The 16,280-nt window shown below is 64.9% G+C and carries 10 protein-coding genes; 7 read left to right on the top strand and 3 right to left on the bottom strand.

Annotated features, from left to right (window positions below; genetic code table 11):
- Positions 1-53: 53 nt before the first annotated feature.
- Positions 54-485 carry a hypothetical protein gene (locus DB30_RS15640; RefSeq protein WP_146659084.1) on the bottom strand — a complete coding sequence of 144 codons (432 nt, stop codon included), beginning with the start codon at positions 483-485 and terminating at the stop codon, positions 54-56.
- Between the two features lie 169 nt (positions 486-654).
- On the opposite strand from DB30_RS15640, the gene DB30_RS15635 reads away from it, so the two are divergent.
- The 4 genes from DB30_RS15635 to DB30_RS15620 all read left to right on the top strand — a co-directional run bounded on the left by DB30_RS15635 (position 655) and on the right by DB30_RS15620 (position 10,251).
- The gene (locus DB30_RS15635) at positions 655-1,359 is read left to right on the top strand and encodes a hypothetical protein (RefSeq protein WP_052549628.1); all 705 of its coding nucleotides are present in this window, start codon (positions 655-657) and stop codon (positions 1,357-1,359) included.
- Positions 1,360-1,796: 437 nt separating this feature from the next.
- Positions 1,797-7,172: a trifunctional serine/threonine-protein kinase/ATP-binding protein/sensor histidine kinase gene (locus DB30_RS15630; RefSeq protein WP_052549625.1), complete on the top strand. Its 5,376-nt coding sequence runs from the start codon at positions 1,797-1,799 to the stop codon at positions 7,170-7,172.
- A gap of 873 nt (positions 7,173-8,045) precedes the next feature.
- On the top strand, positions 8,046-8,681 hold the full coding sequence (locus DB30_RS15625) for an acetoacetate decarboxylase family protein (RefSeq protein WP_338082193.1): 636 nt from the start codon (positions 8,046-8,048) through the stop codon (positions 8,679-8,681).
- A gap of 178 nt (positions 8,682-8,859) precedes the next feature.
- Positions 8,860-10,251 (top strand): hypothetical protein, encoded by a 1,392-nt coding sequence (locus DB30_RS15620; RefSeq protein ID WP_052549622.1) that lies wholly within the window; start codon positions 8,860-8,862, stop codon positions 10,249-10,251.
- 124 nt (positions 10,252-10,375) lie between these two features.
- Here DB30_RS15620 and DB30_RS15615 read toward each other — a convergent pair whose 3' ends face one another.
- Complete coding sequence (locus DB30_RS15615; RefSeq protein ID WP_052549620.1) at positions 10,376-10,609, bottom strand: hypothetical protein; 234 nt, start codon at positions 10,607-10,609, stop codon at positions 10,376-10,378.
- A gap of 223 nt (positions 10,610-10,832) precedes the next feature.
- Between DB30_RS15615 and DB30_RS42785 the strand changes: the two genes are divergently transcribed.
- From DB30_RS42785 to DB30_RS15605, 3 genes are all read left to right on the top strand, one after another.
- A complete protein-coding gene (locus DB30_RS42785; protein ID WP_276204359.1) occupies positions 10,833-10,955 on the top strand; it encodes a hypothetical protein in 123 nt (40 codons plus the stop codon).
- A gap of 381 nt (positions 10,956-11,336) precedes the next feature.
- Positions 11,337-12,500 carry a hypothetical protein gene (locus tag DB30_RS15610; RefSeq protein WP_146659082.1) on the top strand — a complete coding sequence of 388 codons (1,164 nt, stop codon included), beginning with the start codon at positions 11,337-11,339 and terminating at the stop codon, positions 12,498-12,500.
- Between the two features lie 355 nt (positions 12,501-12,855).
- Positions 12,856-13,872 carry a hypothetical protein gene (locus DB30_RS15605; RefSeq protein WP_052549617.1) on the top strand — a complete coding sequence of 339 codons (1,017 nt, stop codon included), beginning with the start codon at positions 12,856-12,858 and terminating at the stop codon, positions 13,870-13,872.
- Positions 13,873-14,629: 757 nt separating this feature from the next.
- Here the strand turns inward: DB30_RS15605 and DB30_RS15600 are convergent.
- Positions 14,630-16,162, bottom strand: a complete 1,533-nt coding sequence (locus tag DB30_RS15600; RefSeq protein ID WP_146659079.1) for a hypothetical protein — start codon at positions 16,160-16,162, stop codon at positions 14,630-14,632.
- Positions 16,163-16,280: the final 118 nt, after the last annotated feature.

Here is a 16,280-nt window from a genome sequence, read left to right as displayed (position 1 = left end):
CAGCGGCCCCGCGGGCGCCCAAACAGCCGCGACAAGATCGAGCCCGAGCGCGTCTACGCTTCGCCCGCGCTCCCGTCCTCGAGCCCCATCTCGGCGCTCACATCGAGCAATTCGAAGCCGGCCGAAGTCGGCTTCCCCCTGACGAAGTCGGCGAACAAGCCAGCGACATCGTCGACATCGAGCACCTCTCGGTCGGGATAACCTTCGTAGCCGGGGACCCGCGCAGGGAGGCGTCGGGTTGCGCCCCCGCGGCGGTAGATCCTGTAGTGCTTCCAGGCGCCTGTCGCCTGATCCCGCCGTTCGACGACGAGCCGGCCGTACGCGCCCGTGGACTGGATGTACTCGCCGGTCGTGTCTCGCGTGAGAATCAGGAACTCGATCGTCTCGCTGGCGACATCGGCGAGTCGCGCGGGAAGATCCTGGTTGGCGTAGGTCTGTTCGTTGCCTTCGATACTCAGCGTGAACGACATGCTGCATGTGCTCACGGCGGGCTGGGCCTGTCAAGGCAGAGCGTCTCGTTGAGGTCTGGAGAAGCGGGCCTTCCGCGTGCACACGCGAGCTTCTAGCGGGTTTTTCTAATTGTTTTCGAGGGTCACCGGACAGTCCATTCGGAGCCGAGAAGTGCTCCCCCAACCATCGAAAGCAGAAGCCACAATGTCACGAATTCATCTCTCCCTTCGCATCGTTCTCAGCGCCAGCGCCCTCACTGCCTTCACCGCGTGTGATCTCGAAGAGCGTCCCGACACCGAGCTCGCGCTCGATGTCGAGGACTCCGACCTCGACATCGTGGAGCTCGACGGTCACACGTCGACGCCGAGCGACCCAGCCGTTCTGCTCGCCTCCCCGCAGGGCCAACAGCAGCAACCCGTCGTCCAGATGTGGTCGTGGACGAGCTTCGGTTACCTCAGCGCGCTCTCCGATGGTGACGTCGTCCAGCTCAACAACCGCCAGCGGGGCTTCATCGGCTGCCCCGACCTGGCCACGGTCTCCGCCACGCCCGCCCCACCCAATCCAACTGCGGGCTACGCCTGGCTCGTTCACGTCGTCGACGTCGACAACGATGGCCAAGACGAGCGCCAGTTCGAGGCGCTCGACCTGAACGGGAACCCGACGGGCCGATTCCTCAAGATGAAGAACGACGACAGCGTCGTGTGCGACTCCATCAACGGCATCGGCGACGCCGCGGCCTGGATTCAGACCAACGGCTACGGCGCCACGACCTCGGGCTGGACCAAGCTGTACGGCCAGATGCGCTCGCTCAAGTACGATCGCTGCATCCAGCTCACCGACCCCAGCGCCCCGATCGGCGACATCTGCCCGGGAGACTATCGGGCGTTCTCGTTCGAGGTCCTCAACTGAGCTCGGCGCCGCGCTAGTCCCAAATCAAGCGCTGAATTGGAAAAGGTGAGTGATTTGGGGCTAGTACGAGCCGATAGGCGAGCGTTTGGGGTGAGCGAAGGGGGCTCCGCCGCCGAAGCGAGGGGGGCTTTTGAAAGCCCCCTTGAAGACATAGTAGGCCCGAGTCGCCGCAGCTGAAAGACCTCAGGCCGCGGGCTGCTAGGTTGTCTACGCGTAGGTCGACACTCGATGGGCCCTTGGCGGCGGGGGTTTGGCCAAGCCCACAGCCATCCGGGTCGATCCTGCTCCCCAACTGCCATCGAACCTGAGACAATCGAGGCGAGGGATCTACCGGCTACGTCGCTCTCGCCCCCCGCTCCTACCTTCTTCTTTCGCGTACCCGGTACCGGTTGGCGGCGGGTTCCAGACCCACGACAAACGAACGGGCAGGTCATTCGATGAACCCACCGAAGCTGCAGCACTATGAACTCGCGGAACCCCTCACGCAGCGAGCACGCTGGACGCTCTACCGCGGCCGTGAGCGCGCCACTGGACGGGCCGTCGTCATCAAGCTGCTCACGAGCGAGCTGCCCTCGCTCAGCGAGTATGCCAGTCTGACCCGGGAATTCGAGCTCAGCAAGAAGCTCGAGTCGCCAGGCATCGCGCAAGCCATCGCCCTGGAGCACGACAGCGATCGCCTGGTCCTGGTCTTCGCGGACCTCCCTGGCCGGAGCTTGCGCGAGTCACTGAACCTCGGCCCGCTCGGCCTCGACCTCGCCATCGATCTCGCCATCGACCTCACCAGCGTGCTCGGACGAATTCACGCCGCGGGCATTACGCATCGCCAGTTGAAGCCCGACAACATCTACATCGAGCTCGATCCCCCGCGGGTGGTCGTCACCGACTTTTTTGGCGCCTCCGAGCTGTCTCATGCGCCGCAGCGCCTGGCCAGTCCGACCGACCTCGACCTCGACCTTGCCTACATTTCGCCGGAGCAGACCGGGAGGATCAATCGCGCGGTCGACCACCGAACGGACTTCTATTCGCTCGGCGTCACACTCTACGAACTGTTCACCGGCCGGCGGCCCTTTGCTTCCACAGACCCCGTCGAACTCGTCCACATGCACATCGCCCAGCCACCAACGCCCCCCGAGGCGTTGGTGGCACAGCTCGCAGGCCCGCTGTCCACGGTCGTGACCCGTCTGCTCGCCAAGGCCTCGGACGATCGCTATCAGAGCGCACACGGGATTAAGACCGATCTCGAGCGCTGTCGTCAGCTCCGCCACCACCACACCTCCGAGACCAGCTTTGTGCCCGGCAGCGAGGACAGGCCGGAGCGTCTCGAATTTCCCCAGCGTCTCTACGCTCGCGAAGAGGAGTCACGACGTCTGCTCGCCGCGTTCGACCGAGCCGCCGAAGGTGGCTGCCAGCTGGTCACGATCAGCGGCTACTCGGGCATCGGCAAGTCGGCGCTCGTGCGCGAGGCCCACCAGTCGATCGTCCGGCGCTCGGGCTACTACGCCACGGGGAAATTCGATCAGTATCAGCGCCATAGTCCCTATCGCGCCTTCGTCGAGGTCTTCCAGGAGCTCATCCGACAGGTCTTGACCGAGAGCGAAGAAGCCGTCGCCCGTTGGCGGGAATCGCTCCTGAAGAGGCTCGGGGCCAACGGACAGGTCGTGATCGAGGTCGTCCCCGAGCTCGAGCTGCTCATCGGTCCGCAACCGCCGGTTCCTTCCCTCGATCCTGCGCTCACGCAAAACCGCTTCAATCTAGCGATAGAGGCGACCGTCGATGCATTCGCCAGGCCCGAGCACCCCGTGGTCCTGTTCCTCGACGACCTGCAGTGGGCGGACGCGCCCTCCCTGGCCCTGACCGAGCGCCTGCTTTCACGGGATCAGGCCGCGAACCTGTTGCTGATCGGCGCCTATCGCGACAACGAAGTCGACGCGGCCCATCCGCTCACCCTCGTCCTAGACGGGCTGCGACGCGACGGCACGATGATCGAGTCGATCACCCTCGACCCCCTCGCCCTCGACAGCGTCGAAGAGTTCGTGGCCGACGCTCTACGTTGCTCCGTGGCGCGAGCCCGACCGCTGTCTGATCTGCTCTATAGCAAGGTCGCGGGCAACCCATTCTTCTTGATTCAGATGCTCGAGCACCTCGTCGAGCGCGGGTTGTTGTCTTTCGAGCATGAGCAGGGGCGTTGGGTCTGGGACCTCGACGCGATCGCCACGCTCGGGGTCTCCGACAACGTCATTGCCCTCATACTCAGCCGCCTCGAGCTGCTGCCGGTGGCTAGCCAACGCATCTTGCAGCATGCGTCCTGCTTGGGTGCTCGGTTCTCGCTGGGGCTGCTGGCGGTGGTCGGCGAGGTCGATGAGCACACCGTCGCTCGTCAGCTCTGGGAGCCGATGCGCGATGGGTTGGTGCTCCCGCTGAGCACGGAGCACGAGGTCCCGTTGGCGCTGAGCGCGAGCTTCTCTGCCGCGGCGGTCACCCGAGGCAGCGCTGGGATTCTCCCGATTCAATACAAGTTTGCGCACGATCGGGTTCATCAAGCGGCCTACTCGATGATCCCCGACGAGGACAAGCCCAGCTTTCACCTCGAAGTCGGCCAGCGATTGCTCGCCCATGCCCAAGAAGTCGGTCTCAACGACCTGCTCTTCCACGTGGTCAGCAACCTCAACCTCGGCGCCTCGCTGTTGTCCGAGCGCAGCGCCGAGCTCCAGCTCGCCCAGCTCAACCTCGACGCCGGGCTCAAGGCCCAGGCCTCGGCGGCCTACGCCGTCGCTCGCACCTACCTCGACGAGGGCATCTCGCGCGTGGGCGAAATTGGGTGGACCGAACACTACCCGCTGACGCTCTCACTGCACGTCTCGGCGATCGAGGCCCGCTATCTGTCCAATGACACCCATGGGGCGATGAGCCTCTCCGAGACCGCGCTCACCCACATCTCAAACCGCCTCGACGCGGCAAAGATCGAGCGCCTACGTATCCTCTTCGAGATCTCGAGCAACGACTTCCACGGAGCGATCGATCGCGCGCTGGCGACGCTCGCTAAGCTCGGCGTCGACGTGGAGGGCCTGCCCGACGACACCGACGAACTACGTCGCGGCTTCTTCGCGGACCTCGACGAGCGGGGTGTCACTGTCGAGGACCTCGCCACGTTGCCGGAGATGACCAGCGCCGACAAGCTCGTCGCCATGGAGCTGCTGACGACCATGAACGCGCCGACCTTTCTTGCGAGGCCGCAGCTGTGGCCCAAGGTCTGCTTCATGATGGGGAGGCTGAGCGTGTGCTACGGCAATTCCTTCGCCTCGGGCTTTGTCTACGTTTACATTGCCAACATCCTCTGTGGGGAGTTCGGCGAGGTCGAGCGTGGCTACGCTATCGGGCAGAACGCCGCAAACCTGCCCGAGCGCTATTTTGACCGGCGCCTCAGGGTCCAGGCGATGACAGCCTACAACCTGGCGATTCGCCACTGGAAGGAGCCGCTGCGCGACACGCTCGAGGCTTTTCAGCGTGGCATTCATGACGCCCTCGAATTGGGTGACATCGCATTCGCGGCCTTCCATGCGAATCAGGTCTCGAGTACGCCCATGCTCGCCGGGACGGTCGTTCTCGACGAGGTCATCGCGCTACACAGCGAGTGCATCAATTTGGCGCAGGCGCTCGACCAACCGTGGCCGGTCTTGTACATGTCGATTTGGAGCCAGCTGGCTCTCAACTTGCACGGTGACGCCGTGGATCCGCTCCGGCTCGTCGGCGAACGGCTCGATGAGGATCGTCAGATTCCCGAGTACCGAGAACAGCCAGCTCTGCTCTATACCATCTATATGGCGAAGTGCATGCTCGGGTATTGGTTCGGTGACTACGCCGGAGCGGTCGCTAGCGCCGAGGCAGCTCGTCTCAACGAGGGGGCCGTGCAAGCCTTCGCCAACGTGCCGGTCTGCTATTTCTACGAGGGGTTGGCGTTGCTGGCCCTCGCCGCCGAGCGGCCGGGTAACGCGGCGAGCTTGCGCGAGCGCGTGGCGGATATCGAGCGCAAGCTTGCCCGCTGGGCCGCCTTCGGCCCAGCCAACTACTTGCACAAGCACCAGCTTCTGCTCGCGGAAGAGCAGGCCTTTTTTGGCGATTCTCTGCGAGCGAACGAGCTCTACGAGCAGGCCATTCGCGGCGCCGGCGAGCAGGGCTTTGTGCACGAGCAGGCCATAGCGTGCGAGCGTGCGGCCCGGCACTACCTTCGCCTCGGGCGCATTGCTACGGCCTCGAGCTATGTCAAGTCCGCGCGCCATGGCTTCTTGCGCTGGCAGGCGATGGCCAAGGTCCGGCAGCTCGACGACACCTTCGGTGGCTTGCTCGGGCACCGAGTCGGTGCCGACGAGCCGGTCCGCAAATCTCTCGATGTCGAGGCCGTGATGCGTGCCTCGGCGTTGCTGACCAGCGAAGTCGTGCTCGACCAGCTGCTCGACAAGCTCATGGACACGACCCTAGCCAATGCCGGCTCACAACGGGCGGTGCTGCTTGCCGACCGACTCGGGCAGTGGGAGATTGAGGTCGAAGGGCACCTCGGTGACGAGCAAGAGATCGTTCTCGACAAGGAGGCGGACAACGAAGTCCCCGTCGAGGATCGCGTGCCCATGACGATCGTCAACTACGTCGCTCGCACGCAGACGACCGTGCTACTCGACAACGCGAGCACGACCGGTCGCTACACCCGCGACCCCTACGTCGAGGCGGTCCGGCCGTTGTCGGTGTTGTGCATCCCACTCGTGCTCCGTGGTCGGCTCAGCGGCGTGCTCTACCTCGAAAATAACCTTGCCACCCACGTATTCAGCCCTGAGCGGGTCGAGCTGCTGGCGACCTTGATGCGCCAGGCCGCGATCGCCATCGAGAACGCGCGGCTCTACGCCCGGCTCGAGGAGCACACGGCCAGCCTCGAAGAGCGCGTCCGCGAGCGGACCGCGGCCCTCAACGAGCGAAATCTCGAGCTCGCAAGCACACTCGAGACTCTCAAGACCACGCAGGCCCGGATCGTCACCCAAGAGAAGCTCGCGTCGCTCGGCGTTCTGACCTCCGGTATCGCCCACGAGATCCGCAATCCACTCAACATCATCGTCAACTTTAGCGAGGTCGCCCAGGAGATCGAGCAGGAACTCGACGAGGTGCTGCGAGCCAGCTTTGACGCCCTCGACTCACCGACCCGCGAGCGCGTCACCGAACTGCTTGCCGATCTGGATCGAGTCACGAGCACGGTGCGCACCCACGGCATGCGCGTGGAGAAGATCGTCTCCAGTATGCGGGCACTCTCGCCCACGGACGGTGGGGAACGACAAGAAGTCGTCGTCAAGCTGCTGCTCCACGACGTTCAGCAGCTCGCCCTGCACAATGAGCGGAGTCAGGATTTCGACTCCAATACCACACTCGTCTGCGAGGTCCGAGATGATGCGGGGGTGCTGTGGGGCTCTCCCGGTGCCCTGAGTCGTGCGCTGATCAACATTGTCATGAACGCACTTCAGGCCGCCCGCGAGCGGGCAAGGACGGAGCCCCGAGGTCCGGCGCCTCGGGTTGATATTCATGCCCGCGGCGTGGACGACGTCGTTTCCATCACGATCCGTGACAACGGCTCGGGCATTCGGCCCGAGATCCGCGAGCAGATCTTCTCGCCTTTCTTCACGACCAAGCCACCCGATCGAGGCGCGGGCCTCGGGCTTTCGATCAGCAACGACATCGTTCACGCCCACGGCGGGACGATCAAGCTCGAGACCGAGCCCGGACAATTTAGCGAGTTTGTCGTTAGCCTGCCTCGCCACCCCCCCGCCGACCGCTAGGCTAGGAGCCCGTGGTGCAATGGCCTTTTCGCCGAGGGCAGTGTTGCCGAAACTTGCAGTACGCCCGGTACAGCTGCGTTTCAGCGCCTCGCCCTCGACGAAAATTCCGGCGCGAGGCGACGCGATGCATTGCACCACGGGCTCCTAGGAAAAACGCTGCGCGCAGACGTGACGTGCCCAGTCGTGGTAGGGGTCGCTCTCCTCGGGGTTGTTCCACCAGTCACGACTCGTCGCGCCTCGACCCAGACCCCATAGCATGAACCACTCCGCATACAGCTGCTGGGTCCAGTACATGGGGACTTGGAACAATCCGACGAAGGGTGCTGCTGCGCCGTTTGGCGGATTGAAATGATGGCGGGGAGGGAGGTCCGTATGGTGCCGTTCGTACATGTCGCTTCACCCTTCACCGCCATGATACCCGATGGCGGCTCAGCTTGGGTCGTGGTCGAGAAGACAACGAGACCCGCCTGCACAGCGCCATCAACACCGTAGTCCGGCTTCCGCCTGACCAAGACAAGGGCTTTCACTTGTCCTTTAGACCAGCGAACCCGAGGAGTTGCGCGCGCATGCCGCCTGGTCCCTCTGGCGAGCAGACCCGGGTCATTCCTAGCGAGCGTCGAAGTATTGCGCCTGGCGCATCCTGGCAGCGCTCGTGTACCCTTACTTTTGAGGCCCATCAATATGCAGTTCGTAGGTCCCTACGCCAACATCCGTCTCCTGGCCAACAGCACTGTCCGCGCGCTCACGCTCGCGCTTCCCACAAGGCTGGTTGAGGCGCTTCTACCCTACGGGATGACCCTTGGCTCGCAGAGCTTGACTCGGCCCGGAACCCATCCCGTAACGATGTGGTTCTATGACATGCTACAGCTACATATGAACATTCCGACGCCACTGCCGAGCATGACCTATAACGAGCACGTCGTTGGTATCCCTCATGTTTATACAACTTCAACGATGATCAACCCGGTTCCAGCGGGTCCTTTCTTCTATATGCCGAGGTTGTTGCTCAACAATGTGCTGGCGATGCTCGGAGGTCGCATGTTCTGGGGATTTCAGAAGGAACTCGTCTCGATTGACACCGCCGACGGCAAATTTCTCGTGAGCCAACTCGGTAGCGGCGCACCGCTGGTGTCGTTGGAGTACGAGCCGACCGGGGGTGAACTGCCGGCCACCGAGTTCCCGGAGTTCGGGCCCATGTACGAGCTCTTGCAGCAACCGATGCTCACGATGCTACCGCTAGGCATGGGCCCAGTCTTCGTTTGCTCTGACTTTGCCCGCCGTTGGTCGCAGGCGCGTGTTCAACCCCTGCGCAGCTCGCTAAAAATCTATCGCTCCTACCTCACGGCCTTGCCAACCGGCCGATTCCCCCGCAGCGGTTGGAGTCCGAGCATCGTTGAGTCTCCGCTCGGCGCGTTCTCGTTGCGCATGCAGTACTCGATCAGCCTAATCTACCCAAGCTGGTTCTACCCTGCGCACCACGCAGTTCAAGGATGCGGGCGCCAACCGTAACGCGCTGCTGCGCCAGCACGCGCAGGACGGGCTTCAGATCCTCCACCCAGGCGACCAGGCCTGGACCAACGTCGGCGCCGCGGCCGTTCGCGCCGGATACAGCTATCGAAACGCCCACGTCAACAGCCGCGACCACGGCGTGGTCGCGGGCGGCGACTGAGGACGCTACAACCTGGGCATGCGCCACGCCGTTTGCTCGCCCCTCGTCGCGACCTGCCTCGCCGCCGGGCTCGTGCTCGCCTGCAAAGCCAGCGAGCCCAAGCCTGCGCCAGCCGGCGAGACGCCGCGCACGGCCACACCTGCACCTGCACCTGTCGCCGCGTCGCAGGACCGGGCCTACATCAACGTCGAGGGTGTCGGCGTGTTTGTCATCGACGCCGAGGGCTGGCGGCTGCACTACCCGTCGTCCGACCGGATCCACCAGATGGCCGACATCGAGGGCAAGCTGCACCTGCTGTCGTCATCCGGGGTCCATCGGCTCGAGGAGGACGGCGCGCCGACCACCGTCGTGCGCCTCGACGAAGACGCCGGGTTCACCCCCTGGCGCATGGCCGGCAATCACACCAACGATCTCTGGGTGCTCGACTTGGGCGACCAGATCGGGCACTGGACAGGCACCTGGGAGGTCACGCCGGTCCCCGCGGCCTGGGGCGAGGGGCCGATGGGCACGGACATCGCGGTCGACGAGCACGGTGCGCCGTGGATTGTGTGGAATCAGATCCAGCGCATGGTCGACGGCGAGTGGACAACCATGGACGTGCCCGTGAACCACATGCCCAGCCCCCCCGAGCTCGTGGCTCGGGCAGCGCAGCGAACGATGATGTTGCTGGCCAAGTGTGATGCCGAGTCGTGCGAGTTGGTTCGCTACAGCGGCGATCAGCAGACCCACTACTCGCTGCCACTCGAGGAGTGCTCCGAGCTCGCCTGGCTGAGCGTCAGCCCCAACGCCAAGCTAGCGGCCGTCGGCAGCTGGTGTGGGCTCGTGCGGCTGACCCTCGACGCGCCCCACGGCGCGCCCCAACGACTCATGCGCAAAACCAGCAACTGGACGGGGGTCGCGCCGCGCAGCGTGGCGATCGACGACAGCGGCCGGATCTGGGTCGGGACCGCGGAGGGCCTCACGATCATCGACGCCGACAACCGCATCACGGAGCTCCCGATCGCCCGGCTCCACGACATGTCTGGGCCGTCTGTGGACATACTCGTCCAGGGCGAAGGGCCGCCGCTGCCCAAGCTGGGTCACGAGCGACGCGGCGGCATCTCGGGGAGCTTCTTCGTCGAGGGGCCTGTCCACGACATCGAGGTCGAGATCTGCAGCGCGTTCCCGGGCCCCAACTACGAGCCTGGGAGCCCACGCTCGCTGTGCGACGGGGTCGAGCCAAGCTGGTCGGCGACGACAGACGAGGCCGGACGGTTCGAGATCAGTGATCTGCCCCTCGCGGCGTACACCATCGCCGCACAGATCGGCGACCGCTGGACCGAGGCGGTGCCCGCCGCCACGAACATGCGCGCCGACACGGTCACCGATCTCGGCGAGCTGATCGTCCATCGCACGAGTGCCTCGCGGTAGGGGACAGCAGCAGGGGTCGGTGGGGCCGAGGAGGATCATGATGCCCTCGAGTGGTTGAGTGTGTGTTGTTGTGCAGGCCTGGGGCGGGGGCAGAGCGCCAAGCAACACTTCCGCATGCGCGAAGTCAGAGACCGACAGAATCCCGGCGCTGCACGACGTTGCGATCGCCCTGCGACTTGATCTCGTCGTTGATCAGCTTCTCGAGCAGCTCGACCTGCGGGTTGCTGGGCGGATCGATCGCGTTGTCACTGTCTACGGCCCCCCGCTCGAAATGAGGTCGCTGCCGAACTCGCTGGTCGAGCTGCTTGCCGGTATAGCCCCGAGCGAGGCGCAGGCTCCGAATGTGGGGCCCGAACACGGAGGTTGGGCAAATCAACTCACTGTCAATACATTCGTCGGGCGCAGGCACCAGCTGCTCCCGAGATCGAGCGGCGCCGTGCGGGTCGTCTCATGTGTCGCGTTCGCACAACTCGCGGCCGCGCTCGAGCAGCGGCACATTCTGCTGGGGATTTCGAGGCGCGCGTACAACCTCTGTATTGAGGGGTAAACGGGCCATTGCGGGAAGTTGACACCCGAGGGCGATGAAAGGTCCGCGCGAGCTCGCGCTGTTCGCTGGCGAGCCGCCGAGCTTCGCCCTGCACGTCGGTGTGCTCGCTGTGGCCCGTGCCACCGAAGCGGGGTACGAGCTCCGCTGGCCGTGGTAGCGCATTGATGAAAACGCGGCGGCGGGATCAGTGCGACGAGCCGAGCAATGAAGTCGAGCGGGTCGAGAACCACGGCGTGTGTACTCCGAGCAGTTGGTGATCATTGATCGATGCGCCATAGCAAGCCGCGAGCGTCGGTTGGTCCTGGGCGTGCCTCGGCTGCACGGGATGGCTTCGTTCGGGGGCGACATCGCGCCGAACGGGTTGCGTCCGGCGATGCGCCTCGCCGGCCCACGAGCACGCTAAGCACGGGGCGGCGCGAGGCCTGCGCGGCCTGCGCCCCTGTCGGATGTCATAATCCGCACGAAGCGGGTCACCTTGGGTTCGAGAATATAGCGACGTTGTGATTGACGGGGATGGGGGGCCAGGTAGGGTGCCCGCGTGAAGCTCAATCATCTACTGGCAAAGTCGTTCCTTTCCGTGTTGTGTGTGTTCATGATGGGTTCGGAGTGCGTCCCAGCCGACGGCGCGGTCGATCCTTCAGGCACCAAGCGCTCGGAGGATCAACAGAAGCTCCTCGACAAGATCACGCGTCTCGCCGAGCGGGCCAAGGAGGGCAACTACCAGTCGTATGAGCTGACCGAGCTGTTCAACTACACTCAGGCGCACGCGAGCCACGGGAACCTCGACCCAAACGACGCAGAGGCGTGGGCTGTGATCGACGTCGCCCTCGATGATGCGCGGGCATTCCACAAGGACAACGCACACGGCCTCGCGTACCTCTACTCCGAGCAGGCTCGGCTCTACGCGAAGGCGAAGCGCGAAGGCGCGGCAGACCTCCTGCTCGAGGCCCTCGCGGCAAAGCCCAGCTTCGACCTCCTCGACCAACTCGGGGGCGAGAACAACGAGCAGTACGCCGGCGCTGTTGGGCCGGTTTGCAACACGCTACGACCGAAGGTGTTCGAGCAGGACGACCGCGAGCACGTCTACTTCGTGCAAGCTTGTGTGGAATTGGTGGACGGCGACATGAGCCAGCTCTGGGACGGAGCCGCCGAGGAGTTCGCTGCGATCGAATCGGACGAGGCCCGACTCGAGGCCTTTCACGTCCCGTTCGCAACCTACTTTCCCGGTGGTGGTCTTTGCCCATACGGAAAATGCAAGACGGAGGGGTGGAACGAGGCCTGGGGACCCGATGTGCGGAGCAAGTGCACTTCAGAACTTCATTGCTATGAGGCTGGCTGGGTGACTGACGCCCCCGAGGGGATCGTCACGACCGAATGTGGCAAGGGTGGCTGCAATGTTGGTGGCTGGAAGAGCAAGGGGAAGTCCGGCACATGGACCGCCAAGTGTAACGATGGCAATTGCGCCACAAATGGTTGGACCTTGAGCAAGGGCAAGGAGAAGTATGTCGTCACCTGCCGGGAGCGCACGAACGACTGCTCGAGGGATGGGTTCTACGTCGTCGCGCCCGATGGCGCGCAGTTCTCGTGCAAATGTCACCTCGGCAATTGTTGGTGGACGGGCACGAAGTGCCAGGTGTTCTGGCCAATGAAGCCTCAAGCCGAGCCCGAAGCTGCGACTGAAGCCGCGACTGAAGCCGAGTAGGGACACCCGCTCGGAACGAGTCGCAGGTGGCGCTCGGCGACGACCTGGGTAGAGCAGCGTCTGCTCGGGGTGACGGCGCTCGTAACTGTCCCGGCGGTGCGCCGGGCATGTCGCGGTATCCGACCCCACGACGAGGTGCTCGGTCGTCGCGGGGTCGTGTTGCAGGACTCAGGCGTGAGTCAGCGAGCTGGCCGAGATCTGGGCCACGCACCCGGAAGACCGCGGCCACACACCGAGCGCTGCGTGCCGACCCTCGTTGTCGTTCAAGGCCTGCGAGCCCGCCGGCAATGCGGCGAGTCGTTGGCCGTGCCGCCGAATGTGGAGCTCGAGCGCGACCGTAGTGGTACGGTGCGTCATGTCCAAACACCCGCTCATTACATGTGCCCTGCTGCTCGTGCTGGGCTGCAGCAAGAGCGACGAAGCCGCAACGGAACCCGACCCCAAGCCCGAGCGAACCCCCGACCCCAAGCCCGAAGCAGCGGCCGAGTCCGAGACTCGGATCGAGCCCACGGCGGAGCTGCTCGCGGCGGTCCGCGACAACGGCCACGGCTTGCCGGCGACCGTCGGCGCGGACGTGTACGAGCAGGTGCTTGAGCAGACCCGCGCCGAGATCGAGGGCCCACTCTCTGGATCGGTAGGCCCGATGGCGGCCTGGGCGACGGCGAGCCCGCACCCCGACGTGCTGCGGTTCTTCACCAAGCTGCCGCCGCTGCTGAATGTCCGCAGCACAGGCGTGACTCAGGCGTACCTGATCGCCGAGAGCGTGCGTGACAAGTCCGGCACGGAGGTCCTCGATAAAAAGGATCTCCCGCCGCAGTTCGGAACCCTGCTGTTCGACACCGAGCTGCCCGAGGCCAAGCCGATGACCCACGAGGTCATCGATCGCTTCGTCGATCTCCCAAGCAACTCACCGGTGCTCTACGGCTATTTCCCCCTCGTCGCGCTCACACGCGAGCTCGCGCTCGACGAGATCAGCGAGATCGATGTGACGCTGGAGCTGCTGCTGCCCCTCGACGTGACCATCGTCGAGCTCGGCGCAGACAAGACCACGGCCGAGCACGCGGGCGCGACCATTCACGCGAACTACGGAACGCCGACCGCCAACGAGGTCACGCTCGAGGTCACCAGTCCCAAGCTGCGCTACTTCGGCCTCGCTGCCTTCGACGCGGACCACAAGCCGCTCGAGTGCCGCGAGAGCGGCTCGTGGGGGGACGTAGAGGTCACGCGCAACGACGCCGGCAAGGTGGTCACGCGCGAGTGGAAGGGTGACGCTTCGCTGTTTCTCGAGTGCCCGAAGCTACCGGCGTCGATCTCGGTTGCGTTGGCCTCAGAGGTGCTGGTCAAGCACTACGAAGCGACGCTCAAACGCTGAGGGCGCTCCTGTGCGACTGGCGGCTGGCCGGTCGATGGCCAATCGATGCTAGAACCCCGCAGAGGCGGGGGTCGGCTGCACGTGATCCGTGCTCACTTCCAGCGAACGCGGCCGGGTTTGTAGAACTCCAGCCTCCGGCAATTACACAATCCACCGTGACCGATCTACCACGGGCTCTACGAGTGCGAGCGGGACCGGGAGTACAGGCCCAGCTCCTCGAGCCGGGTGCGGACCTTCAACAGGCCAGCTCGAGCTCGACTTCGTGGAGTGACCGGACGAGGCGGCTCCTGCACTCTTCGGGGAAGCCGGCGAACAGGGTGACGACGACGACCCGCTCAATCTGGTCGGACCACGCCGGCGGAGCTAACTGCACCCCGAGCCGTCGATCCAACAGTTCTCGTCGCACATCAGGGCTCCGGAGAGGCCGTAGTCCGAGCAGTCCCAGCCGCCGAGATCCTCGCCGTCGCATTGCTCGCCGGGCTCCTTGATGCCATTGCCACAGGCGCTGGTATCGAACTCGCAGGTCGCCAGATCGCAGGAGAGCTCGCCCCAGTCGAAGCCAAGGGTCTGGCAGTCCGAGCCCTGGAGGTCGTCGCCCTCACACTGTTCGTCTTGGGTAACGAGGCCGCCACCGCAGATTGGTTCGGAGCAGATGGCACCTGAGATTCCAGCGCAGCCGACGAGGCATTGGCTGGGTATCTCGGTCTGGATGCCGATGCCAGCTCACCTCCTCGTCCAAGTATTTCGCTCGTGTGGGTTACTCGATCAGGGTCGTGTCGATCACCATCACCCGGGTCATCAGGTTGGTGTCGTCGTTGAACGGGTACGCGTAGTCCGTGTCCACAGCGACCTCGAGCGCCACGGCGATCACATCGTCGTAGGCCGTCGCCGAGAACGTTCGATTGGAGCTCGAGCCGATCTCGAACGCGACGAGCCCGTCGAGGGGGATCGCCAGCTGGCGCCCGACGCTGGCGTCCGCCCCGAGCTCGACGATGCGCAGCTCGCCGGTCGCCTCGATCGAGTCGACGGACCCGACGCAGGTGTTGTCCACTTGCTGGCTGGACATGCTCGCGTCGACGCTGATCCACAGCCACACGCCCCACAGCTCCCCATGAGATCCACGCACGAGCTCGTAGTTGCTGAACTCGACGCCAGCGTCGTCGTACTCGCAGGGCTCGCAGGGAGCCTGGAAGCTCGAGTAGTCGCTGTCGCAGCGATCTTCGAGGTGGCGCGCGCCGGCGATCGGCGTCTCGATCAGATCGCCGGGGTCGTGGCCCGTGAGCAGGACCAGGTTCTGCTGGTGTGCGCGCAGCATCGCCAGCGGTGGCCCCTCGGCTCCGAGCGCGGGCCGGGGCGGCGTCGGCACCTGGTTGCGGCCCGCGTACGCGTCACCGGAGAACGCGGGCAGCTGGGTCTCGGGCTCGCCGAACACGCGGAACGAGAGGTCCTCGGGCTCGTCGTAGATCTCCATCCACACGTGGCGCCGACCGAGGGGATCGAAGTCGACCACCAGCGGCCAGCGAGCGACGTCCCCGACGGTGACCTCCTCGACGACCCAGCCCCCGTCGTGTGGCGCCAGCCAGTGGAATTTCGTGCCGCCGCGCTGGCTCGACAGGGCCTCGGCGAACATCAGGTGCAGCTCGTCATCGAGGCTCGGCCGCGGCCACACGGCCTCGGCGTCGTCGGGATCAAACTCGACAGGGTTGCCGAGCAGCGGGATCTGCAACCAGCCGCCCTCGACCTGGCGGTGGTAGGTCTCGCCCTCGCCGGCTCGGTAGAGGGTGCCGTCGTTTCGCTGGCCCGAGAACCCCGGCCCGGGGAGCGGCGCGACGAAGTCGACCTCGCCGTTAGCGAGGATGAACGAGTCGCTGCCTTCGTCCCAGCTCTGGCGATAGTCGACGTAGAGGCGCGAAGGCGTGAGCCCGAGCTCGATCCGGTTGACGAAGTCCAGGTGCGGACAGCGGAGCTCGATGTCCTCGAGGATCGGGCATTGGGGGCCCTCGCAGACACCGCTGTGATCGCCGGGGCTGACCTCGCAGTCGGGGTTCAGCGCCTCGCCATCGGGGATCAAGTCACCAGGCGGCTCGCCGTCGCCATCACCGTCGCCGGTCTCCTCCTCCGTGTCGCCTGGATCGGGATCGCCGGACTCGCTCGTCGAGGTCTCGCTCGTCGAGGTCTCGGTCTGCGACGTGTCCACCTGCTCGTCGCCGGCAACTCGCTCGTTGCATCCGATGACGAGCGGCAGCGCGAACAAGAGGGTTGGAGCACACAAGAGGGTTGGAGCACGCAAGAACGAGCAATACATAGAGGTCGCCAGCATAGCGTGGTCGCGCTGTGGCCGCCAGCTCAGCGAATCGCTCTCGAAACCGAGCAAACACCGAGGCCTCGAAGCCACCGTCCGCGAGGGC

The sequence above is a fragment of the Enhygromyxa salina genome (assembly GCF_000737335.2).
Taxonomy (GTDB): Bacteria; Myxococcota_A; Polyangia; order Nannocystales; family Nannocystaceae; genus Plesiocystis; species Plesiocystis salina_C.
The sequence above is the reverse complement of the archived record's forward strand: the minus strand, read 5'-3'. Positions and strand labels throughout refer to the sequence as shown.

What these genes read in the sequence shown, in the direction of transcription:
- DB30_RS15620 (WP_052549622.1), top strand. Translation starts at nt 8,860, where the DNA reads ATGCGCCACGCCGTTTGCTCGCCCCTCGTCGCGACCTGCCTCGCCGCC.
- DB30_RS15605 (WP_052549617.1), top strand. Translation starts at nt 12,856, where the DNA reads ATGTCCAAACACCCGCTCATTACATGTGCCCTGCTGCTCGTGCTGGGC.
- DB30_RS15635 (WP_052549628.1), top strand. Translation starts at nt 655, where the DNA reads ATGTCACGAATTCATCTCTCCCTTCGCATCGTTCTCAGCGCCAGCGCC.
- DB30_RS15630 (WP_052549625.1), top strand. Translation starts at nt 1,797, where the DNA reads ATGAACCCACCGAAGCTGCAGCACTATGAACTCGCGGAACCCCTCACG.
- DB30_RS42785 (WP_276204359.1), top strand. Translation starts at nt 10,833, where the DNA reads ATGAAAGGTCCGCGCGAGCTCGCGCTGTTCGCTGGCGAGCCGCCGAGC.
- DB30_RS15625 (WP_338082193.1), top strand. Translation starts at nt 8,046, where the DNA reads ATGAACATTCCGACGCCACTGCCGAGCATGACCTATAACGAGCACGTC.